This is a genomic window from Pseudarthrobacter sp. NS4 (genome assembly GCF_024758005.1).
GTDB lineage: Bacteria > Actinomycetota > Actinomycetes > Actinomycetales > Micrococcaceae > Arthrobacter.
The window spans coordinates 2814742-2836460 of the sequence record NZ_CP103288.1 but is presented as its reverse complement, the minus strand read 5'-3'; the positions used below and the strand labels follow the sequence as shown (position 1 = coordinate 2836460).

Annotated in this window: 19 protein-coding genes; 12 read left to right on the top strand and 7 right to left on the bottom strand. The window is 65.2% G+C overall.

What is annotated here, in order from left to right; translation table 11 throughout:
• The first annotated feature begins 34 nt into the window (after positions 1–34).
• From NXY83_RS13330 to NXY83_RS13290, 9 genes are all read left to right on the top strand, one after another.
• Positions 35–721 (top strand): hypothetical protein, encoded by a 687-nt coding sequence (locus tag NXY83_RS13330; protein WP_309484077.1) that lies wholly within the window; start codon positions 35–37, stop codon positions 719–721.
• 62 nt (positions 722–783) lie between these two features.
• Entirely contained in the window at positions 784–2013 is a 1230-nt protein-coding gene (locus NXY83_RS13325) for a cysteine desulfurase family protein (RefSeq protein WP_258802689.1), read from the top strand.
• Positions 2014–2144: 131 nt separating this feature from the next.
• Positions 2145–3278 carry a tRNA 2-thiouridine(34) synthase MnmA gene (gene mnmA / locus NXY83_RS13320; protein ID WP_258802688.1) on the top strand — a complete coding sequence of 378 codons (1134 nt, stop codon included), beginning with the start codon at positions 2145–2147 and terminating at the stop codon, positions 3276–3278.
• A gap of 244 nt (positions 3279–3522) precedes the next feature.
• Positions 3523–5151 (top strand): ABC transporter substrate-binding protein, encoded by a 1629-nt coding sequence (locus tag NXY83_RS13315; RefSeq protein WP_258802687.1) that lies wholly within the window; start codon positions 3523–3525, stop codon positions 5149–5151.
• A gap of 117 nt (positions 5152–5268) precedes the next feature.
• Positions 5269–6360: an ABC transporter permease gene (locus NXY83_RS13310; protein ID WP_258802686.1), complete on the top strand. Its 1092-nt coding sequence runs from the start codon at positions 5269–5271 to the stop codon at positions 6358–6360.
• Between the two features lie 2 nt (positions 6361–6362).
• Positions 6363–7382 carry an ABC transporter permease gene (locus NXY83_RS13305; RefSeq protein ID WP_258802685.1) on the top strand — a complete coding sequence of 340 codons (1020 nt, stop codon included), beginning with the start codon at positions 6363–6365 and terminating at the stop codon, positions 7380–7382.
• Positions 7379–9094, top strand: a complete 1716-nt coding sequence (locus NXY83_RS13300; RefSeq protein WP_258802684.1) for an ABC transporter ATP-binding protein — start codon at positions 7379–7381, stop codon at positions 9092–9094. The genes NXY83_RS13305 and NXY83_RS13300 overlap by 4 nt, the downstream gene beginning before the upstream one ends.
• Positions 9095–9190: 96 nt before the next feature.
• Positions 9191–9598 (top strand): chorismate mutase, encoded by a 408-nt coding sequence (locus tag NXY83_RS13295; RefSeq protein WP_258802683.1) that lies wholly within the window; start codon positions 9191–9193, stop codon positions 9596–9598.
• The gene (locus NXY83_RS13290) at positions 9595–10668 is read left to right on the top strand and encodes a hypothetical protein (RefSeq protein WP_258802682.1); all 1074 of its coding nucleotides are present in this window, start codon (positions 9595–9597) and stop codon (positions 10666–10668) included. The genes NXY83_RS13295 and NXY83_RS13290 overlap by 4 nt, the downstream gene beginning before the upstream one ends.
• Positions 10669–10686: 18 nt before the next feature.
• On the opposite strand, the gene NXY83_RS13285 is transcribed toward NXY83_RS13290, so the two are convergent.
• Genes NXY83_RS13285 through NXY83_RS13255 form a run of 7 tightly spaced genes read right to left on the bottom strand, consistent with a single transcriptional unit; the run spans position 10687 to position 16620 of the window.
• Entirely contained in the window at positions 10687–11400 is a 714-nt protein-coding gene (locus NXY83_RS13285; RefSeq protein ID WP_258802681.1) for a DUF4166 domain-containing protein, read from the bottom strand.
• A gap of 33 nt (positions 11401–11433) precedes the next feature.
• Complete coding sequence (locus NXY83_RS13280) at positions 11434–12726, bottom strand: DUF58 domain-containing protein (RefSeq protein WP_258802680.1); 1293 nt, start codon at positions 12724–12726, stop codon at positions 11434–11436.
• Positions 12726–13721 carry an AAA family ATPase gene (locus NXY83_RS13275; protein ID WP_258802679.1) on the bottom strand — a complete coding sequence of 332 codons (996 nt, stop codon included), beginning with the start codon at positions 13719–13721 and terminating at the stop codon, positions 12726–12728. The genes NXY83_RS13280 and NXY83_RS13275 overlap by 1 nt, the downstream gene beginning before the upstream one ends.
• Positions 13718–14935, bottom strand: a complete 1218-nt coding sequence (locus NXY83_RS13270) for a DUF4350 domain-containing protein (protein ID WP_258802678.1) — start codon at positions 14933–14935, stop codon at positions 13718–13720. Before NXY83_RS13270 ends, NXY83_RS13275 begins: the two co-directional genes overlap by 4 nt.
• Positions 14932–15579, bottom strand: a complete 648-nt coding sequence (locus NXY83_RS13265; RefSeq protein ID WP_258802677.1) for a DUF4129 domain-containing protein — start codon at positions 15577–15579, stop codon at positions 14932–14934. Before NXY83_RS13265 ends, NXY83_RS13270 begins: the two co-directional genes overlap by 4 nt.
• Positions 15569–15796, bottom strand: a complete 228-nt coding sequence (locus NXY83_RS13260; protein WP_258802676.1) for a hypothetical protein — start codon at positions 15794–15796, stop codon at positions 15569–15571. Before NXY83_RS13260 ends, NXY83_RS13265 begins: the two co-directional genes overlap by 11 nt.
• Positions 15793–16620, bottom strand: a complete 828-nt coding sequence (locus tag NXY83_RS13255) for a hypothetical protein (protein ID WP_258802675.1) — start codon at positions 16618–16620, stop codon at positions 15793–15795. Before NXY83_RS13255 ends, NXY83_RS13260 begins: the two co-directional genes overlap by 4 nt.
• 620 nt (positions 16621–17240) lie before the next feature.
• Here NXY83_RS13255 and mtrA point away from each other — a divergent pair.
• The 3 genes from mtrA to NXY83_RS13240 all read left to right on the top strand — a co-directional run bounded on the left by mtrA (position 17241) and on the right by NXY83_RS13240 (position 21548).
• The gene (gene mtrA / locus NXY83_RS13250) at positions 17241–17915 is read left to right on the top strand and encodes an MtrAB system response regulator MtrA (RefSeq protein WP_258802674.1); all 675 of its coding nucleotides are present in this window, start codon (positions 17241–17243) and stop codon (positions 17913–17915) included.
• 148 nt (positions 17916–18063) lie between these two features.
• Positions 18064–19833, top strand: coding sequence for an MtrAB system histidine kinase MtrB (mtrB, locus tag NXY83_RS13245; protein WP_258802673.1), 1770 nt, complete (start codon positions 18064–18066; stop codon positions 19831–19833).
• Positions 19830–21548, top strand: a complete 1719-nt coding sequence (locus tag NXY83_RS13240; RefSeq protein ID WP_258802672.1) for an LpqB family beta-propeller domain-containing protein — start codon at positions 19830–19832, stop codon at positions 21546–21548. The genes mtrB and NXY83_RS13240 overlap by 4 nt, the downstream gene beginning before the upstream one ends.
• Positions 21549–21719 lie beyond the last annotated feature (171 nt).

Below are 21719 nucleotides of genomic sequence, written 5' to 3'. Positions count from 1 at the left end.
AGGGGCAGCGGATTGATACAGCGGGGGGATGGGAATGCCGACGACGGTACGGCCGGCCGGTGGTGGGTGGCAAGGGGCGGTGCTGGCAGCCGGCGCCGCCGCAGTCTTCATGAGCGGATGCAGCGTTGATGTCCGTGATCCGGCAGTTCCGGAAGCCGTTGAAAGCACTCCTGTCCTGGCTACTCCCACCATCACACCTGGCCATGACGCGGACGCTGTAGCTGCCCGCGATCTTCCCTTGGCCGCAGGCTGGACCCTGGCCCGCGGCGTTCCCATAGGCATGTCAGACGGGTTGAAGGATGCGCCGGGCTGGAGACCGGTCAAAACCAGTGTGGCGGGGGAGAGCCAGTACCTGAAGGCGGACGGCTGCCTGGTGGCTGCCAGAATCCGCAGCAACCAGGGGGCGCTGGCACGCGGCGACGACCGGGAATCCACAGTTGCCCTGTTTGAGTACCTTGATCCGACAATCCTGCCGGGCTACCTGAAGACGGATACCCTGCGTTGGGGAGCGGCCCCGGACGTGCCGCCGCGCCGGGTGGAGGTCCTGGCCCTGGAGCAGGCAGTTCCGCCCGGCGGGAGGGCAACAGTTGTCCTGGCCCGGTTGTTCAGCACCGCCGGCTCGTCCGTCTATGTCTCCATTTCCTGCCCGGATGCGGCTTCCCTTTCCGCCGCGCGCGCTGATGTGGCCAGCTATTTGCCGGTGCTGCCGCCGTCTAACTAAGGCGACGGGTTGCAGCGTTTCCGCCCCAGGACGGGCAGGGGCTGGCGGGCTAGAATTGCAGGGTGCCCGTCTACCTCGATCATGCTGCCACCACCCCGCTTTCGGCTGAGGCTTTGGCTGCCCTGACGCGTGAGCTTGCGCGCACCGGAAACCCATCCTCGCTGCATGGTTCCGGCCGCAGGGCACGGCGGGCGGTGGAGGATGCCCGCGAGGCCGTAGCCGCTGCCGCCGGTGCCCATCCGTCAGAGGTGATCTTCACGTCCGGTGGCACCGAATCTGACAACCTGGCCGTCAAGGGGCTCTATTGGGCCCGTGTGGCAGAAAACCCCGCGCGGCGGCGCATCCTGTGTTCCGCCGTCGAACATCACGCGGTGCTTGACACGGTGGAGTGGTTGGAGCGGCACGAGGGCGCCGACGTGACGTGGCTGCCGGTTGACGGTGACGGCGTGGTGGACCTGCAGTTCCTTGAGGCTGAGCTCTCGAATGATCCCGGCACCATCGCGCTGGTTACCGTGATGTGGGCCAATAATGAGGTGGGCACCATCCAGCCGGTTCACCGTATCGTGGAACTCGCCCATGCCGCCGGAGTTCCGATGCATTCGGACGCCGTGCAGGCGTTTGGTTCGCTTCCCGTGGATTTCAAGGCGTCCGGTCTGGATGCCATGTCCGTCTCCGGGCACAAGATCGGCGGACCGGTAGGGGTGGGTGCCCTCCTGCTCGGGCGCGCGGTCAAGCTGACGCCCGTTCAGCACGGCGGTGGTCAGGAACGGGACGTCCGCTCCGGCACGTTGGACACGGCCTCCATAGCTGCCTTCGCCGCGGCCGCGGAGACTGCCGCTTCCTCGCTGCCCACAGAAGCAGCGCGGATCACTGCCCTTCGCGACCGCCTGATCGAGGGTGTGCACGAGCGGGTCCCGGAGGCCGTCCTCCGCGGCGCCCCTGGGAGCGGGCGGCTCCCCGGCAATGCGCATTTCACATTTCCCGGCTGCGAAGGTGACTCGCTTCTCTTCCTCCTGGACCTGGCCGGGGTGGAATCATCCACCGGCTCGGCTTGCACAGCCGGCGTGCCGCGCCCCTCACACGTGTTGTTGGCCATGGGACTGGACGAGGAAACAGCGCGGGGAGCCCAGCGTTTCACGCTGGGCCATGCGTCCACGGATGCCGACGTCGATGCCTTGCTGGCTGCCCTTCCTGACGCTTATTCACGTGCCCGGCAGGCGGGAATGGCAGGGCATGAGTCTTCGATCCAGACTGCCGGCACCATTGCCCGGCAGGGACTGGGCAGCCGCTGACGGGTCTGGCGCCCGGGATCTTTGCATAAGGCCGTAGAATAGATAGGCGAGGATCGTTTCCGGGCGCCTGCCTGGCCGGTCCGCAACGTTCCCGGCCATGGGCCGAAGCCTTCCCCCGACAGAAAGCCAGCATGCGAGTTCTAGCAGCCATGAGCGGCGGAGTCGACTCCGCCGTTGCCGCCGCCCGCGCCGTGGAAGCGGGACACGACGTCGTCGGTGTCCACCTGGCGCTGTCCCGGATGCCCGGCACACTGCGTACCGGCAGCCGCGGCTGCTGCACCATCGAAGATTCCCGCGACGCCTGGCGCGCCTGCGATGTCCTCGGCATCCCGTACTACGTGTGGGACTTCTCCGAGCGCTTCAAGGAAGACGTCGTCCAGGACTTTATTGACGAATACGCCGCCGGCCGCACGCCCAATCCCTGCATGCGCTGCAACGAGCGGATCAAGTTCGCGGCGCTGCTGGAAAAGGCCATTGCCCTGGGCTTCGACGCAGTCTGCACGGGGCACTATGCCAAGGTGATCGAAGATGCCGATGGGAACCGTGAGCTGCACCGCGCCGCGGATTGGGCCAAGGACCAGAGTTACGTCCTCGGCGTCCTCACCCACGAGCAGCTCAAGCACTCAATGTTTCCGCTTGCCGATACGCCGTCCAAGGCTGAAGTCCGGGCGGAGGCCGAGCGCCGGGGACTTTCGGTGGCCAACAAGCCGGACAGCCATGACATCTGCTTCATTCCTGATGGTGATACAGCCGGCTGGCTGGCGGAAAAGATCGACATGTCAACTGGCGACATCGTGGACGAGACAGGCGCCAAGGTGGGGGAGCATCCCGGCGCCAACGCCTTCACTGTGGGCCAGCGCCGCGGCCTGAAGCTCGGCACACCGGCCGCTGACGGAAAACCGCGTTTCGTGCTCGAGATCCGGCCCAAGGAAAACAAGGTGGTCGTGGGTCCGGAGGCGCTCCTGGCCATCGACGAAATCCGGGCCATCAAGGTGTCGTGGGCGGGCCTGCCCATCGCCGCGGTGGAAACCGGAGCGGAATTCGACTGCTACGCCCAGGTGCGGGCCCACGGCGACCCGGTGCCGGCCACTGCCTATATGGAGCTGGGCGCAGATGGTGCTGCCTCCGGCCAGTTGGTAGTCCGGCTGACGAACCCTCTTCGGGGTGTGGCGCCGGGGCAAACGGTGGTCCTTTACCAGGGCAGGCGGGTCCTGGGCCAGGCAACCATCGATGCCGCCCGCTCCCTGCAGAGGGCCGCGCTTTAATCCACTACTTCGCAGACGCCGTCCCGGTCACACCGGGGCGGCGTTTTTTGTCCGCCTGAACAGGGCATTCGGTGCAACAGCGCCGCGAGGCCGATAGGTAAATTTTGTGTCTCAACTCACACAATGGTCCGTCCTGAGGGTTGACTCTCTGATTGAATCTAGCCATCAGCACTGCGTTCCCCGCTTGAGCAGGAGCACCCTTGTGGTCGGCGGGGCCCGTACTCATCGAACAGAAAGTTCACAGATGACGAAGAGCAACAAAGCACTGCACGGCGCCATCGCGCTGGCAGGCATCTCCGCCCTTGCACTGACTGCCTGCACGGGCCCCTCAGGCGGCGGCGGAACGGCAACCGAGGGAGCAGGTGGCGCCATCACCTACGGTACGACTGACAAGGTGGTCACGCTCGACCCCGCCGGCTCCTACGACGGCGGGTCCTTTATGGTGATGAACCAGATCTATCCCTTCCTGCTCAATTACGCGCCGGGGACGGCCGACGCCACCCCGGATATCGCAGAATCGGCTTCCTTCACCAGCCCCACGGAATACACGGTAAAGCTGAAGCCGGACCTGAAGTTTGCCAACGGCAACACGCTCGACTCCTCCGACGTCGTCTTCTCCTTCAACAGGGTCAAGAACATCGACGATCCCAACGGCCCTGCCTCCCTGCTGTCCAACATGGAAAAGATCGAGGCCACGGACCCCAACACCGTGGTCTTCACGCTCGTGGCCGGCAACGACCAGGTCTTCCCCGGGGTCCTGGCGTCCAACCCCGGCCCCATCGTGGACGAGGAAGTCTTCCCTGCGGACAAGGTCCTGGACGACGACGCCATCGTTGCGGCGAAACCCTTCGCGGGGCAGTACACCATTGACAGTTACAAGAAGAACGAACTGGTCAGCTTCAAGCCCAACCCCGACTACCAGGGCCTGCTGGGCAAGGCGGCGAACGACGGTGCAACGCTCAAGCACTACGCCGACCCGAACAACCTTAAACTCGACGTCCAGCAAGGCAACATTGACGTTGCCGGCAGGATCCTGACGGCAACTGACGTGGCTGACCTTGAGTCCGACAGCAATGTAAAGGTCCACAAGGGCCCCGGCGGGGAACTGCGCTACATGGTGTTCAACTTCGACACCATGCCCTTCGGCACCAAGACGCCCGACGCCGACCCCTCCAAGGCGCTGGCCGTCCGGCAGGCTATTGCGCACCTGGTGGACCGGGACGTCATTGCGTCCCAGGTCTTCAAGAACACCTACACCCCTGTCTACTCATACGTTCCAAAGGAATTCGAAGGCGCAACCGAGCCGCTGAAGAGCCTTTACGGTGACGGCAGCGGCAAGCCCAGCCTGGACAAGGCCAAGAAGGTCCTCGCCGATGCCGGCGTGACCTCCGTCGTCGACCTGAAGCTGCAGTACACCGACAGGTACGGCACGTCCGCCGCGGACGAATACGCCCTGGTGAAGGAACAGCTCGAAAAGTCTGGTCTTTTCACCGTTGACCTCAAGTCCACGGAATGGACCACTTACACCAAGGAACGCCGGGCCGACGCCTACCCCGTCTACCAGCTCGGCTGGTTCCCGGATTACTCCGACGCGGACAACTACCTCACGCCGTTCTTCATTCCGGGAAACTTCCTCGGGAACCACTACGAGAACCCGGCCGTGACCGACATCGTCAAAAAGCAGCTGGTCACCACAGACAAGGCGGAACGGAGCGAGCTGCTGGGCCAGGCCCAGGAGGCCGTTGCCAAGGACCTCTCCACGCTGCCGCTGCTGCAGGGCGCCCAGGTGATGGTTGCCGGAACGGATGTACAGGGCGTTGAAAAGACCCTTGACCCGTCGTTCAAGACCCGACTTGGCGTGATGTCCAAGTAGGTCCTGCCATCCGACGATAAACCGCACACGGGGCGGGGCGCCCGCAGGGGCGTCCCGCCCCATGTGCTGGTTACTGGTGCGGGCAGGAGCCTGTGCCACGAGAACTTTGAGGTACGCATGACGACTTTGATTGACGCGCCGCCCAGCGACGCGGACGGAATACTCCCTGCCACCAGGAAATCCGCCGGCGGCGGACTGGGACAATACATCCTGGTCCGGTTCCTGCTGATTTTCCCCACAATTTTTATCCTCGTGACCATGGTCTTTTTCCTGATGAGGATCACGGGAGACCCCATTACGGCTGCGATGGGCGGTCGGCTGCCAGCTGACCAGCTCCAGGAGCGGATCCAGGCTGCCGGCTACGACCGGCCCATTCTGGTCCAGTACTTCGAATACCTCGGGCAGCTGGCTACCGGCAACTTCGGCCGGACCCTCACGGACAACCGTGCCGTCGTCGAAATGCTGACCACATACGGTTCCGCCACCCTGGAACTGAGCATCAACGCACTGCTCGTCGCCCTGGTGGTGGGGATTCCCCTTGGCATGGTCGCCGCCCACCGCAGGGACAAGGCACCGGACGCCGTGCTGCGGGTGTTCGCGATCCTCTGCTACGCCACGCCCGTGTTCTTTGCGGGAATGCTGCTGAAGCTGACTTTCTCGGTCTGGCTGGGCTGGCTGCCGGTGGCGGGCAGGGCAAAGACTTCAAGCGAGCTCGCGCTGACGTCGCTCCAGGCCCCAACAGGCATCTACTGGCTGGACGCCCTGCGAAGCGGCAATATGGCCGCGCTGGCTGACGTGGTTGCGCACTCCGTGCTGCCGGCAGTTGCCCTCGGACTGCTGACGGCCGGGATTTTCCTCCGCCTCGTCCGGACCAACGTCATTGGTACTCTCGGCCGGGATTATGTGGAAGCCGGCCGGTCCAGGGGAGTCAGCGAATACCGCCTGGTCACCAAGCACGCCTACAAACCAGCCCTGATCCCGATCATTACCGTGATGGGCCTGCAGATCGCAGTGATGCTCGGCGGCGCCGTGCTCACCGAGAAGACCTTCGAATGGAAAGGGCTGGGATTCCAGCTGGCCAATTACCTCACCGCGCGCGACTTTGTCGCCGTCCAGGGCATCGTGGTGCTGCTGGCGATCATTGTGGCCATGACCAATTTCATCGTGGACATCATCGCCGCGCTGATTGACCCCCGCGTGAGGTACTGACCATGAGCATCCCCGACGTGCCCGTTCCGGTCGCAAATTCCAGGGCCCCGCTGTACCGGAGGCTTCCGGTGATCTCCCACTTCAACAAGAGCGTGGGACTCCAGCGCGGCATGCTGGTGGCCGGGCTGGTCCTGACCGGCGCCTTTATGCTGACTGCACTGTTCGCACCACTGCTCGCCCCGTACGGCTTTGCCCAGCTGTCCGACGGCGATGGCAACTTTCCCACCCAGCAGGCCCCGGGCGGGAAGCACCTGCTCGGCACAACAGTAAGCGGATACGACGTCCTGTCCCGCGTAATCTGGGGCGCGCAGACAGCCATCCTGGTGATTGTCGTGGCCGTAACCATGTCGATTGTGGTTGGCGTGGTCCTGGGCCTGGTGAGCGGATACCTCGGCGGCTGGCTGGACCGGATCCTGGTAGTGATCGCCGACGCCGTCTATGCGTTTCCGTCACTGCTGGTGGCAATTGTTATGGCCATCGTGATCAGCGGTGGCCAGTCCAGCCTCATCGGCGGCATCTTCGCGGCCGGCACGGCCATCACGCTGGTATTCATTCCACAGTATTTCCGGGTCATCAGGGCCGAGACGGTGAGGTTGAAGGCTGAACCGTTCGTTGAGTCCGCCAAGGTGGTGGGCGCGTCCAACATCAGGATCATGAGCCGCCACATCTACCGCAACGCCACGCGGACCCTGCCCCTGATCTTCACCCTCAACGCTTCCGAGGCAATCCTGACCCTGGCGGGCCTGGGCTTCCTTGGCTTCGGCATCGAGCCCAGCTCAGCTGCCGAATGGGGCTTTGACCTGAACAAGGCGCTCGCCGATACCACCTCCGGAATCTGGTGGACCGGCCTGTTCCCCGGCCTGGCCATCGTGCTCACCGTGGTGGGCCTGACATTGGTGGGCGAAAGCATCAACGACCTGAACGATCCGCGCCTCCGCGGCCGCAAGGCAGCAGCCAAAGGCACCCCGGATTCACCTGCCGCGGCGCAGGCCGCTACTGAAGTGGAAGTGAGAGGATCATGAGCGTCGATCTTGGTGGCATCCCGGACAGCCCGGAGCAGGCGGGCAGGCCCGTACTGGACATCGAACATCTCAAAGTCACCTTCGCCACGGACGGCGGGGACGTCCAGGCCGTCAAGGATGTCAGCCTGGCCGTCAAAGCCGGAGAGGTCCTGGCGATCGTGGGGGAGTCGGGCTCCGGCAAGACCGTGACGGCCAAAACCATCCTGGGGCTGCTTCCGGAGACTGCCACCAGTTCGGGTACCGTGCTGATCAACGGGGCTGACGTGATCAGCGTCAGCGCTGCCCGACTGCGCCAGATCCGCGGCCGTGACGTTGCCATGGTCTTCCAGGAACCGTCCACGGCGCTCAACCCGGTCTTCACCGTGGGCTGGCAGATCGCTGAAGGCATCCGGGCCCACACGGGCAACAACGGTGAAAAGCGTGTTTCGGCAAAAGAAGCCAAAGCCCGGGCAATAGAGGCCCTGCGCAAGGTGGGCATCCCGGATCCTGAACACCGCGTCAACCACTATCCCCACCAGTTCTCGGGAGGGCAGAAGCAACGGGTGGTCATCGCCGCGGCGCTGGCGCTGAACCCGGGCCTGATTGTTGCCGATGAGCCAACCACCGCGCTGGATGTGACCGTCCAGGCGGAAATCCTGGAACTCCTCCGGGACCTGCGTGACAAGTACGGCACGTCCATTGTCCTGATCACCCACAACATGGGCGTGGTGGCGGACCTCGCGGACCGCGTTGTGGTGATGTACCAGGGAGACATCGTGGAGGAGGCTCCGGCGCAAAAGCTCTTCACTGAACCCCGGCAGGAATACACCAGAAAACTGCTCGCCGCGGTGCCGCACCTGGGGCGTCATTCGGCATCGCAGGGCCTGGCAGTGCGTCCCCACCAGGATGAGGAGGTCATGGTGGCCGCCAACAACCTCACCATCGAATACCCCGGCAGGTTGGGCACTCCGGCTTTCAAAGCGGTGGACGGGGTCAGTTTCACCCTGTCCCGGGGTGAGGTCTTTGGGCTGGTAGGGGAATCGGGGTCCGGGAAAACCACCATCGGACGGGCCATTGCCGGGCTCAACCGGACCACCGGCGGCAGCCTCAAGGTTTTGGGCTACGAAATGCTGAACCTTCGCGAGCGTACCTTCAAGCCGCTGCGGAAGGACATCGGCTTCGTGTTCCAGGACCCGGCTGCATCGTTCAACCCGCAACTGACCATCGGGGAATGCATCGCCGAGCCCATGGTCATACACACCCGGCCCAGCCCCGCCCAGGCGCGAAAGCGCGTAGGTGAGTTGCTGGAATCAGTGCAGTTGCCGGTGTCGTATGCGGGCCGGTACCCGCACGAACTGTCCGGCGGGCAGCGGCAGCGGGCCTCCCTCGCACGGGCCTTGAGCCTGAACCCGCGGCTGCTGATAGCGGATGAACCGACGTCGGCCCTGGACGTTTCGGTGCAGGCGAAGGTCCTGGAACTGTTCAAGGACATCCAGCAGGAATTCGGGTTCGCCTGCCTCTTCATCAGCCATGACCTGGCGGTGGTGGACATCCTCTCCTCCTGGGTGGGCGTGCTGTACAAGGGCAAGCTGGTGGAACAGGGGATCGGGAACCAGGTCATGGGCAACCCGCAGCATGAGTACACCCGGCGCCTGATTGCGTCCCTGCCCGTGCCGGACCCGGACGAACAGGCCAGGCGCCGGCAACAACACCGGGCGCTGCTGGGCATTTAAGGGCCGGATACCTTGCCCATAAGCGCCGGTGCCGATCGACCCGGCACCGGCGCTTAACACCCGGTTCATTGCGCCGGCTGCCCATAGACTGGGATTATGACGCAGCACAACCTTCCCTCTCCTGACTCCGACGATTACGATCCCTCCGCCAGTTCGTTGGCCGGCCAGGTGGACAACTCGGTGATGGCTGAACTGCTGTCCATCCGCTCCAGCATCGACAACATCGACGCGACCCTGGTGTACCTCCTGGCCGAGCGCTTCAAAGCCACCCAGAAAGTGGGCTTCCTCAAGGCCGCCCACCGCCTGCCCGCGGGAGATCCCGGACGCGAAACGGCGCAGATTGCCAGACTCCGCAGGCTCGCCGAAGATGCGCACCTCGATCCTGCCTTCGCAGAAAAATTCCTGAACTTCATCATCGGGGAAGTCATCCGCCATCACGAAGCGATCGCTGAGGACCACCAGGCAGGGTCCGGCCAGCACCCGCAGGCATCAGCACTCGCATGACCGTGCGCGAACGGCACGAACCCGCCCCCGCCGATGCGGCGCCCCACCTGGCGCCGCCGGCGGAAGTGACGGCAACCGGACTGGGACCATGGCCAGGGGAGGACCCTCTTGAAGCGGCCCGGATCATCCGTGGCGAGCTCGGCAGCCCGCACCTGCCGTTCCTGGCGGAGCTGCCTGCCCGCGGCGTCGGTTCCGACGCACTGGGCCGGACCGCGTCCCTCCTTGAGGAACTGGCCGTCGACGTCCAACCCTACGGGTGGCGGCTTGTCGACCGGCCGGGCAAGGACTTCCGCCGTGCGGCCTCAGCACTCGCCACAGACATCAATGTACTGGCCGACGTTGCAGGCACCGAAGACGCATCCGCCCGGGAGATCAAGGTCCAGCTGGTTGGACCGCTCACCCTGGCGGCCGGCCTGCACCTGCATAACGGCGAGCGTGCCTTGATCGACTACGGCGCGCGCCGGGACCTGGCGGCCTCGCTTGCTGCGGGAGTCGGCAGCTACCTCGCCCGGGTCTCGGCTGCCGTGCCCGGCGCCCGGCTTGTGGTCCAGCTGGATGAACCGGATATTGCTGCCGTCCTCGCCGGCACCATCCACACTTCCAGCGGCTACCGCACCCTGCGTGCCGTCGCCGGTTCAGAAGCACGGGAATCGTGGCGCCTGGTGATGGACGCACTTCGTGCCGCGGGTGCCAGCGAAGTGGTGGTGTCCGTTCCCGAAGTCGAGGCCCCCTTCGACCAGATACTGGCAGCCGGAGCCGATGGCTTGGCCGTGCCACTCAAAGCCCTCACTTCCCGCCAGTGGGAGCAGTTGGCGGGAGCGGTTGAATCGGGTAAACGGCTCTGGGCCGGGGCGTTGGACGTTGCCGGAAGTCCGCTGCCCAAAGTGGCGGACTGCGTCGAGTCCGTGTGGCGCCCCTGGCGGCAGCTTGGCCTGCCGGCGTCGTCCCTGGGCACCATCCGGGTCACACCCTCGGCAGGACTGGCAGAGCACAGCCCGGCGCAGGCCACCGCCGTCCTGGGGAGGTTGACCCAGGTGGCGGACGGCCTGAACCAGCTCGCCCTGGGCTAGCCGGGGGAGCCGAAGCGCCTAAACGCGGTTTTCCCAGCGGTCCGGCTGGGCGTACCGGGGCAGGAAGCTTTGGGCGGAGCTGCCCCCTGTGTAGGCGCGCAGCCTGTAGTCGAAGCTGCCGGCATACACCAGGACCAGGCCGATCTGCGGCTGGATGACTTTCACCTGGATGTGGTGCCGGCCGTTTGGGCCTTCTGCCGGATCCCACCATTGCTCGGCGTAGGCCTTGGCATCCACGGGCGCCGGAAGTGGCACACGGAGCGGACCAAGGAAGAGCCGGGAAGCTTCTGATACTCCGCGCAGCCTTCCCTCCGCGGTAACACTGAGATTCAGGTCAGTTACCATCCGGCGGTAGCGGCCCACGTAGTCCACCAGTTGCGTGCTTCCCTTCCGGCTGCTGACGCTGGTGGTGTCCTGGAAAATGCGGGTCCGGCCGGGAAACCGGATCTCGCGCCGGGCTGTCAGGCTGGAGCGGCCGAACGGATCCTGGTGGGCGTGGTTTTCGATCCGGAACGGGATGTTCTCACCGTACTCCGGAAAGAAGGCTTCCTCTCCACTGGTGAGACGCAGGAAAGGACGCAGCCAATCCTGCCGGCAGCCCACGACGTCGAACGTTCCTTCCCCCACACCGTACCGGCCGGAGCCCGGCACAAGGGAGAAATAATCCTGCAGTTCAGGCTGCAGCCTGGCAAAGTCCGCCCCGAGTACCTGTTGGTAGATCGGTACGTTCATGAAAGTTCCTCCTGCTCGCAAAACACCGTTGCCTCACAATTTACCGGCCGCCTTGAGCCGGATGTACATGTCTGCAAGCCGGGGAGGCAGGTGGTGCGGTTCCGCGTCCACCACTTCCACGCCGTACCGGCGGAGTTCTGCGCCCACCGCATCGCGCTGCAGGAGTGCACGTTCGGCGGCGGCGGCACGAAAGACGTCAGCTGCATCACCGCGCACCCTCAGCATGACGCCCAGCTGAGGGTCGCGGACAGCCGCCACCACCACAACATGGTCCTTGGCCAGCCGCGCCGCGGCGGGAAGAAGCCCTTCCTCCGGCGCCCCGCCGTCCAGCGAGGTCAGCAGCACCACCAGGGAGCGGTGCGCGGTAACGGCACGGACCTGAGCCGGAATGGCCGGCCAGTCCATCTCGATAAGCTCCGGCTCGAGCGGCGCCATCGCTTGGACCAGTTGTCCCAGCAGGTTGCCCTGCACGGCTGATCCCGCCCTGGCACGCGTCCTCCGGTCAAAGGCCAGGAAGTCCACCCGGTCACCGCCCCGCTCGGCCAGGACGCCGAGCAGGAGCGCGGCTTCCATGCCGGTATCGAGGCGGGTCTCGTCGTCGATCCTTGCTGCCGACGTCCGGGACGTGTCAAGGACCATCACCACGCGCCGGTCGCGTTCGGGGCGCCAGGTACGCACGACGACGGAGGAACGGCGGGCGGTGGCCCGCCAGTCGATGGAACGGACGTCGTCGCCACGGACGTAGTCGCGCAGGGAATCGAACTCAGTTCCCGCCCCGCGGATCTGGACGGCGGCTTTCCCGTCGAGCTCCCGCAGTTTGCGCAGCTTGGACGGCAGGTGGCGCCGGGAGTGGAACGGAGGCAGGACCCTCAGGGTGCCGGGACAATCGATGGTCCGCTGCCGTGCCGCGAGCAGCAAGGGCCCAAAGGAGCGCAGAGTGACGTGCCGGGCCTTGAGGTCGCCGCGGCGGACCGGTCGGAGCCGGACGGTGATCCGCCTGCTTTCGAACGCGGGGACATCAATGTCCTGCACCGGGTTGCGTGCTCCGGCGGAGGGCTGCCAACCGTCGCGGAGAGTGCCGCGCAGGCGCCGGTTCCCGTCATTCCGGATCGTGAGTATCGCATCAACCGTCCTGTTCAGGGTGACGTTTCCGGGTTCGGAACGCAGGACCTGGACTGCCCGCGGTGAACCAGCCAGGAGCAGGTCAGTTGCTGCCAATGCCGCCAGGATGGCAAGAACGCCAAGCACGGTTCCCCATCCGGGCAGCAGCAGGACCGGCACCAGGCCCAGCAGCACCAACAGCACGAAACGCCCGGAGATGGCCATCAGCGTGGAACGGGAACGGACGCCAGGATACTGCCCAGCACATCATCCACGCGGACCCCGTCCATCTGGGCTTCCGGCTGCAGCGCAACCCTGTGCCGCAGGCAGGGCAAGGCCAGTGCCTTGACATCGTCAGGGGTGACGAAACTCCTGCCGGAAAGCCAGGCCCAGGACCGGGACGTGTTCAATAGGGCCGTGGCGCCGCGGGGCGAAACACCGAGCAGGAACGACGGCGCTGCGCGGGTGGCCCGCACCAGGTCCACTATGTAGCCAATAATTTCCGGTTCGACGGCCACACCGGTTACCGCGTGCCGTGCCCGCTCCAGGTCGCCGGCATCAGCCACGGGCCGGACACCCGCTGCTGCCAGGTCACGCGGGTCAAAGCCGGCAGCGTGGCGCCGGATGACCTCGAACTCATCGCGGCGCTCCGGCAATGGCATGGTGAGCTTGAGGAGGAACCGGTCCAGCTGGGCTTCCGGCAGGGGATAGGTTCCTTCATACTCCACCGGGTTCTGGGTAGCTGCCACCAGGAACGGAGACGGCAGGGGGCGGGACACTCCGTCCACTGAGACCTGCCGTTCCTCCATTGCCTCAAGCAGCGACGCCTGCGTCTTGGGTGGTGTCCGGTTGATTTCGTCGGCCAGGAGGAGGTTGGTGAAGACCGGCCCTTCCCGGAAGGTGAATTCGGAGGTATGCGAGTCGTAGACCAGGGAACCGGTGACATCGCCCGGCATCAGATCGGGTGTGAACTGGACGCGCTTCGTATCCAGGTTCAGCGCCGCGGACAGGGCCCGCACCAGCAGGGTTTTTGCGACGCCGGGCACACCCTCCAGCAGTACATGCCCCTGGGACAGCAGGGCAATCAACATGCCGGTGACGGTGGCATCCTGCCCCACCACCGCCTTTGACACTTCATGCCGCACATCCGAAAGGGCCTGCCGGGCCGAATCTTGCCCCATCGGGTCAAGGACCCGCTGGCCACCGCCTTGTTCGCTCATCGGCTACTGACCTCTTTCTCTAGGTTGTTAAGTTCCTGCGCCCAGGCCACCAGCCGGGCTTCGGTGCCGGGTTGGTGGTTGACGAGATCCCGGACTTCGGCCGCGGGCCTGCCTAACAACCGGGCTGCCGCATCGATGATGCTGTCAGCAGTTGCCCCTGGTCCCAGGCGGAGTTTTCCCGCAAGCCGCACCAAAGTTCCGGCCCGAAGGTTGTCGCGTGCCTGGTCAATGGCGTGGAAGTCGTGGTACATGCGGGCGCGTCCCTCTGCCGTTTCCACTGCCTTGACTACTACGGGCAGCGGTTCAAACACCAGGGGACCGAGGCGCCGGCCGCGCCAGGCGATCGCCGCCAGGGCCACAACAATGAGCCAGGGACCCAGGTACCCAACCCAGTCCGGAGCCAGTTCGTCGAGGGTTTGCCGTGATCCGGTTGTTTCCAGGTCCTCGAGTGACGGCAGGTACCAGACCAGGTCCGGTGAATTGCCGAGGGTACGCAGTGCCAGGGCCGCGTGTCCCAGCTCGTCCAGCCGCTCGTTGCTCACAATGGCGGTGCTGCCCAGGACAGCCAGCCGCCCGTCTTGGGTGACGGCAAGCAGCCCGGCGGCCGAACCGGAAGGGCGGTAACAGGACACCCCGCCGTCGTACACGAAACCGGACTCGCCCGAGACCTCCCCGGCGGCCTGCGCGTCAGGAAGGGAACAGCCGGCAGAGAGCACGGGGGAGGCGTCGGGCACCACACCGGCTTGCCGGATGTCACTGTCCAGGGCGGACAGCGTCTCCAATCTGGGGGTCACCATCACTACCCTCCCGGCAGCTGCCGCCAGGTCAAGGAGCCGGGGTTCGTCGAGGATGCCGTTCCGGTCGTATAACAAAAGAGTGGGGGAGGAGCCTTCGTCCAGCGCGCTCATGGCTTCTTCGAAGGTTCCGGCATTGTGCACCTCAACTCCGTGCCGGCCAAGGATTTCGCTGACCGCCCTGGCCCCTTCCGGTCCTGCGTTGCTGATCGACAGGGGAACGGCGTCACCCTTGGGAGCGAGCTGCCCCCACACAGCCAGGCCCAGCGCGATGGCTATAACGGCGCCGAGAATGGCGAGGGAGCGGTGCCTGCGCAGCCATCCAATGGGATTTCTGCCGGCCGCAGGGGTCGCGTCCAGTCCGGCATCGTCCTTTTTCCCGCCGGCGTCTTTGGTGCCGGCGGGAAGGACACCCGTCATGGCAGGACCGCCGGGGGTCGCAAAGCCAGGTCCCTTTCGGGCTTGCCTGCTTCGAGGGCAGCATCCAGGGCAACAATGTCGTGATAGTCGGAGCTGGTTGGCGCCATGTTTCCGTAGCGGACGGCATCGAAGGTCCTGGCTGCATGGTCCAGCCGCCGGGCTTCCCCGGGGAACGGTGCGGTCAGGTCGTGTGCCACTTCGTCCGCCGTGCGGCCGGGTTGCGGGTCCAGGATGGTGCGGTCCTCGGCGGAGCGGGCCAGGGCCCGGAAGCGGTCGACGACGGCGTCCCCCCACTTCCCTGCCGCGGCCGACGCTTCGGCGCGCTGCCGGTAGTCTGCGGCCGTCAGGATGGTGTCCGGCTCGAAAACCTCCCTGGTTTTCCGCGAACTTGCATTCAGGCGCGGCCTGGCGAGGATCACGGCAGCGGCAATGATCAGGGCTATCACGATGCCTATGACGGGACTGGGCAAGGGTGCTGCGGACTCCGTGGATCCGTCAAGGGAAGAGAACCAGTCCAGAAAGTTCTCCCACCCGGTTTCAAGCCAGGAAGGCGCAGCCTCGCGGTACTCGGGTTTGGCAAGTTCCTCCGCTGCCCACCGCCGGGCTTCATCCGCACCTGGCAGGACCGGTGGTTCAGTGGACATCCGGCCATGCTCCAGAGGTGGGCCACCCGTAGCCATCCGGCCCCGGTACCCCCACGGTGGCGCCGCGTCCCGGGACACCATGGGGATCTGCGCCGGATTCCAGCAGCCGCAGCAGGGTGATGTCCAGGCCGTCCTTCCGCATCCGGAGGTCCATGTAGATCAAGGCCATGACGGACGTCTGGAATGCGTAGCCAAGGGCTCCGATCAATGCGCTCATAATTGCCGTAATGACCCCGACTGCCACCGCCACAGTGGCTGTCTGCTCGCTGCCGGCGTGCGGTGTGGCGAAGCGGTGAGGAAAGTGGTCAGCAAACTCACCGGGATCATCACCACCTGGCTGATGACACCCACCATGATGCTCACCACCAGAGTGATTCCCAGGACCCGCCACCAGTTTGCGCGGGTCAGCTGCCAGGACCGGCGCAATCCGGCCAGGGCTCCCAGTTCCTCTATTACAACCGCGGCAGGAGCCACGATCAGCTTGATGGTGACCCCGATGAACAACGCGATGAAGGCAAGAACCAGCGGAATGAGCAGGAGGGCTCCCGTTCCTTCCATGCTGGATACGAGTGCCACGGCCACCGCGGCGAGGATTCCGACCGACACCAGGACGGCTGCCATCAGCAGCAGCGCCAGGCGGATCAGGGCGCCTGCCCTTGCACGCGCCAGCGCCCACATCTGACGGAAACCCGTCCGCCGGTTGAGTATTGACCGTGCCACCGGAACCACCATGGCTCCCTGGAGAACGGCCGAGATAAACAGGGTCAGGACGCCAACCACCAGGATGGCGGCAAAGAAACCCGCCCCCAGCGAGGTGAGGTCAGCGGGGGTGGCACTCTCGGCCCAGGCCTCTACGGAGCCCATCGAGGTTGCCGTAACCGCGGTTATTACTGCGGCAAGGATGGCGGCGAACGACTGGGCCAGCAAGGCTGCGCCCAGAATGGCCTTCGGGTTCCGCCGGATGGCCTGGAAGGAGCCATCCAGAATCTCCCCGAACATCAAGGGGCGGAGCGGAACGATGCCTGGCTTGGGCGGAGCCACGTAACGCGGCTGGCCGTAGGGGCTGCCGTACTGTGCTCCGGGATGCGAGGTTCCGGGAGAAGCGCTGCCCGGGTATGGGGCTTCCGGGTACGCGCCTCGAGGGTATGGGCCGGAGGGTGGGCCCCAGGCTGGCCCCGGTCCGGGAGCCTGCTGCTGCCAGGACGGCGGTCCCCAAGGCTGCTGCCCGGATTGCTGCTGTCCCGGTTGTTGCTGCTGCCCTCCCATGGGTGATTCCCAGTAGTTGTGTCCTGGCTGCTGTGGTTGCTGTCCGGCTGGAGGTTCCCAGGGCGGTCCTTCGCTCCCTGGCTCAGGATTGGCCGGTGGTTGAGGCGGGGTGGCGGGGGAGCCGGCTTCGGAACCTTGGCCGTCCGGGCCGGGCCCGTCAGTGTGCCCGTCCCGGCGCTGGGGCCCCTCCGGGCCCGAATCCTGTGATGACACCATGTTCCTTCCCCCCGTAACAGTCCGTCTGCTGCCCGCCGCCCGGACCGCAGCCCGCGGAGGGCGCCGGGAAGGCCCGGCATGACCCCAGCCTATAGTTCCGGCGTCGGCGGTCCTAGCGTTCCGCCATGCCGTACGCCGCTGAACAGGACAAAGCATGTCTGATAAGGGAATATATAACTATGAAGGCACGCATTCTGGTGGTTGATGATGATGAAGCGCTGGCCGAAATGATTGGAATTGTACTTCGCAATGACGGCTTCGAGCCGGTCTTCTGCGCCGACGGCGCCCAGGCGCTTGACGTATTCCGGTCATCCAGGCCGGACCTTGTACTGCTGGACCTCATGCTTCCCGGTGTGGACGGCATCGAGGTCTGCCGGCAGATACGTTCCGAGTCGGACGTGCCCATCGTTATGCTCACCGCCAAATCGGACACCTCGGACGTCGTCCGCGGGCTGGAGTCCGGCGCCGACGACTATGTGCCCAAGCCCTTCAAACCGGCCGAACTCGTGGCACGGGTCCGCGCCCGCCTCCGCCCCGGGGACCAGAAAGCACCTGAAACCCTGCGGATCGCCGACATCACCATCGACGTCGCCGGCCACACCGTAAGCCGGGGAAACGAGCGGATCTCCCTGACGCCGCTCGAGTTTGACCTTCTTGTGGCCCTCGCGCGCAAACCATGGCAGGTTTTCACCCGCGAACTCCTGCTCGAACAGGTCTGGGGTTACCGCCACGCTGCGGACACACGCCTGGTCAACGTCCATGTCCAGCGCCTGAGGTCCAAGATCGAGCAGGACCCGGAGGCCCCGGAAGTCGTATTGACGGTGCGTGGTGTCGGCTACAAAGCAGGGGCCTGACCCCGCGGCATCCGACAGGGGACGCGATTCGGGCGTTCCCCCGCCCGCGACCCCCGCTGCCGGAGGCTCTCCCGGGCGTCACGGGGAGACTGGCCCGCGCCCCGCCCGCGAACATCCCGATGCGCTCACCCCAGGCTTGCAGCGCATCATGTTCCGTGCCCGGATCTGGCGCCGCCGTGCGCTCATCGTCAGCCTGCGCGTGGCCCGGCTGGTCCGGATGGGGTTCCGCCGTTTCGTTCCGGCCCTGCGCTACCTCGGGCGGGCCCTGCATCGTCGGTGGCGCCGGTCCCTGCAGTTCCGCACGGTGCTCACCACACTGCTGCTTGCCGTTACCTCTTTCGCCGTCGTCGGTGCCTACCTTTCGAACCAGATCGCCAACAACCTCTTCCAGGAGCGCCTCACCCAGGCCGAGTCGGAGACGCGGTACCACGTCAAGCAGGTCCAGGACACGTTCGACGGCGCCCAGGTCACGGACCAGTCCAGCGTCATCACGCTGGTCTACGACACGCTCAACGCGGTGGAGGGGCGGGGCTCGGTGATCCAGCGCCGGTACGTCTTCGAGGCCATGCCTGAGCAGACTAAACCGAGGAACCGGTGGGTCGAATCCCGTGCTTCCGACCAGTTGACAGTCAGCGTTATTCCCCCGGAATTGCGGAAAGCCGTGCAGGAGTCCGGAAAGGACCAGTACTGGGCGTCCACCGTCATTCCGGTGGGTACCGAGGACCGGCCCGGTATCGCGGTAGGCAACAAAGTGACGTTCAACGGTACGGTTTACGAGCTCTATCTGATTTACGACCTCAACACCGCACAGCAGACCCTGGACGAGATCCAGAGTGTGCTGTGGGCAGGCGGCGCCGTGCTGGTGCTGCTGATCGGTGCCGTCGCCTGGTACGTCACCCGCAACGTTGTCAGCCCGGTCAGCCACGCAGCCATGGTGTCTGAGAAACTTGCCGCCGGCCAACTGCAGGAGCGGATGGTGGTCCGTGGTGAAGACGAAGTGGCGCGCCTCGGTGCCTCCTTTAACCACATGGCCGCAAGCCTGCAGGAGCAGATCACCCAGTTGGCCACACTCTCGCAAATGCAGCAGCGTTTTGTCTCCGACGTGTCCCATGAACTGCGGACACCGCTGACTACGGTCCGGATGGCAGCCGAAGTCCTTTACGACGCCCGTGACGACTTCGATCCCATCAACAAACGCTCCGCCGAACTGCTCTACAACCAGGTGGAACGCTTCCAGTCCCTGTTGTCGGACCTGCTCGAAATTTCACGCTTCGACGCCGGCGTGGCCGTACTGGACGCGGAGGCTGAGGATATCCTGCAGGTCGTTGCGCACGTTATTGAAGGGGCAGCGCCCGTGGCAGCCGAATACGGTTCAGAGATTGTCCTCAGTGCTCCTGCCGGCGCCATCGTTGTGGAGATGGATGCACGGCGCATTGACCGGATTCTGCGGAACCTGATCCTTAATGCTGTTGAACACGGGGAAGGGAAGCCGGTAACGGTCACTGTGGCAGCCAGCGGGACCGCCGTCGGCGTGGCCGTCCGCGACCGCGGCATCGGCATGGAGCCCGCGGAAGCCGCGCGCGTCTTTGACAGGTTCTGGCGGGCAGATCCTGCCCGTGCCCGCACGACGGGAGGCAGTGGCCTGGGGCTGTCCATCGCCATGGAGGACACCAAACTCCACAACGGCTGGCTGCAGGCATGGGGCAGGAAAGGCAGCGGCGCCAACTTCCGGCTCACACTGCCGCTGCGCCAGGGGGAGGACATTGACAAGTCTCCCGTGCAGCTCGAACCGGATGACGTCATGTTTCCAGGTGAACCCGGAAACATCCCCAGGGAAACAGACAACAGGAACATGCTGGTGCTGGAAGCCGGTGCCGCACGGCTGACACCGGTACCGATGTCGAAGGAGACCCCATGACGGGCCGCGGAGACCGCCGGGCACAATCCGCTGCCTTCCTGCTGGCCATTCTGCTCGTCCTGCTGGCAGGGTGTGCGCGCATTCCAACAGCGGGACCCGTGGGGAAGAGCAGCGAAGGCAGTGCCGGAAACCTCAGCGCACCGGTGTTCCTTCCGGCAGCCCCGCAACCGGGGGCATCACCGGAAACCATCATCGACTACTTCTATCGGGCCGGCAGCGGATATGAGGACGACTACGCCGTCGCCCGGCAATACCTGACGCAGGCGTTATCTGTGTCCTGGAAACCCGACCAGCGTGCCCTCGTCTACCGTGATGCACGGGTGGTGTCGACGGAAACCGAGAACGTCTTCAATTACGAGCTGGATGTCGCCTATAGCGTCGATGCTGACGGCATCGCCACCCAGTCACCGGAAGGAACCATCGAGAAGATTCCGGTGACTGTCACCCAGGTGGACGGTGAGTGGCGGATTTCCGCCATCCCGGACGGCACGGCCATCGCCGAGGAAACGTTCAAGGTGATTTATGGGGCCTATCCGATCTACTTCTACGACCCCACCTTCACGTTCGCCGTCCCGGATGTCCGCTGGTTCATCAGGAACAAGACAGTGAAAGCCATGACGAGTGCACTGCTCGCCGGGCCGGCTCCATACCTGCGCGGTGCCGTAGCCAGCGCCTTCCCCTCCGGGATCAAGCTGGCCCGTGAATCCGTCCCGGTGGTCTCCGGGGCTGCCCAGGTGGACCTGACGGCGAAGGAACTGGTGGAAACGTCACCGGCAGACCGCCTGCGCATGCAGATGCAGCTCACACTGACCTTCCGCAGCCAGCCCGACGTCGTCAATGTCGAGCTGCGCGCCAACCAGGACCTGGTGCGGGTCGAGGATGACGGATCAGTACTGCCGCCGGTGCAGGACAAGAGCGTACCGTCACGCCAAATCGCCATCAGCGACAACGAGTTGGTGAGGTACGAGAACAACAGGGTTTCCCCGCTTCCGGACATGCAGCCGGTCTCCGCCCTGGCCCCGAGGCTCCCGGCAGAATCCCCGGTCTCGCAGACGGCCGCATTCCTCAATGACAGCCGGACCACCCTGTACAGCATCATCCCGGGGCAGCCTGCCCGTGCCCTCACCACCCGCGGCACGTTGAGCCGGCCGTCCTTCGGGCTCAGCGACTGGGTGTGGACTGCGGGCCCCGGAGCGAACGGCGCCACCGAGGTGGTCGCGTACCGCCCGGCAGGTGTCGCCGAAGGGGCCTCCGTCCCTTCGGTCACCCTGACTCCGGCGTGGCTTGCCGGCCGGACGGTGAAGGAATTCCGGATTTCGCGCGAAGGCGTCCGCGCGCTCGTTATTTCGGAGCAGAACGGCAAGACGCGGGTACAGATAGCGGGCATCATCCGTGGTGGTGACGGCACGCCGCGGGAGCTGACCGCGCCCGTGACTTTGGCCACCGAAAGCAATCCTGACCAGGGAGCGTGGGTAAGCGACACCACCGTTGCCGTAATGAAGGGATCAGCAGCGTCCAACGTAACCCCTGAACTGCTGTCCCTCGCGTCCGGGCAGCCGCAGCAGCTGGCTCCATGGCCCGGTTTGGTGGCGCTCAGCGCCGGAAACGGCGCAGAGGAGGTTTACGCACAATCCGCGGAGGGCATTTTCCAACGGCTGGGCAACGGATGGTCGCCACAGATCAAGGGGCCGATCGATCCCTCATTCCCCGGCTGACCCACAGGGTTCCCCGGACCAGCACGGTTTCCAGGTTGCCAAGACGGCGACGCGCCTGACGCCACGATGTTCGTATCAATGCCTTGCACCTGCAGGTGCAAGGCATTGAAATCAGACCATATCCACATACGCCCGGTGCTGTCTTCCGCCCCAGACCACCATTCCGGAGCG

Bases quoted from the DNA above. Each gene is read 5' to 3' on its own strand.
- NXY83_RS13330 (WP_309484077.1), top strand. From the start codon at position 35: ATGCCGACGACGGTACGGCCGGCCGGTGGTGGGTGGCAAGGGGCGGTG.
- mnmA (WP_258802688.1), top strand. From the start codon at position 2,145: ATGCGAGTTCTAGCAGCCATGAGCGGCGGAGTCGACTCCGCCGTTGCC.
- NXY83_RS13315 (WP_258802687.1), top strand. From the start codon at position 3,523: ATGACGAAGAGCAACAAAGCACTGCACGGCGCCATCGCGCTGGCAGGC.
- NXY83_RS13310 (WP_258802686.1), top strand. From the start codon at position 5,269: ATGACGACTTTGATTGACGCGCCGCCCAGCGACGCGGACGGAATACTC.
- NXY83_RS13305 (WP_258802685.1), top strand. From the start codon at position 6,363: ATGAGCATCCCCGACGTGCCCGTTCCGGTCGCAAATTCCAGGGCCCCG.
- NXY83_RS13300 (WP_258802684.1), top strand. From the start codon at position 7,379: ATGAGCGTCGATCTTGGTGGCATCCCGGACAGCCCGGAGCAGGCGGGC.
- NXY83_RS13295 (WP_258802683.1), top strand. From the start codon at position 9,191: ATGACGCAGCACAACCTTCCCTCTCCTGACTCCGACGATTACGATCCC.
- NXY83_RS13290 (WP_258802682.1), top strand. From the start codon at position 9,595: ATGACCGTGCGCGAACGGCACGAACCCGCCCCCGCCGATGCGGCGCCC.
- NXY83_RS13285 (WP_258802681.1), bottom strand. From the start codon at position 11,400: ATGAACGTACCGATCTACCAACAGGTACTCGGGGCGGACTTTGCCAGG.
- NXY83_RS13280 (WP_258802680.1), bottom strand. From the start codon at position 12,726: ATGGCCATCTCCGGGCGTTTCGTGCTGTTGGTGCTGCTGGGCCTGGTG.
- NXY83_RS13275 (WP_258802679.1), bottom strand. From the start codon at position 13,721: ATGAGCGAACAAGGCGGTGGCCAGCGGGTCCTTGACCCGATGGGGCAA.
- NXY83_RS13270 (WP_258802678.1), bottom strand. From the start codon at position 14,935: ATGACGGGTGTCCTTCCCGCCGGCACCAAAGACGCCGGCGGGAAAAAG.
- NXY83_RS13265 (WP_258802677.1), bottom strand. From the start codon at position 15,579: ATGTCCACTGAACCACCGGTCCTGCCAGGTGCGGATGAAGCCCGGCGG.
- NXY83_RS13260 (WP_258802676.1), bottom strand. From the start codon at position 15,796: ATGAGCGCATTGATCGGAGCCCTTGGCTACGCATTCCAGACGTCCGTC.
- mtrA (WP_258802674.1), top strand. From the start codon at position 17,241: ATGAAGGCACGCATTCTGGTGGTTGATGATGATGAAGCGCTGGCCGAA.
- mtrB (WP_258802673.1), top strand. From the start codon at position 18,064: ATGTTCCGTGCCCGGATCTGGCGCCGCCGTGCGCTCATCGTCAGCCTG.
- NXY83_RS13240 (WP_258802672.1), top strand. From the start codon at position 19,830: ATGACGGGCCGCGGAGACCGCCGGGCACAATCCGCTGCCTTCCTGCTG.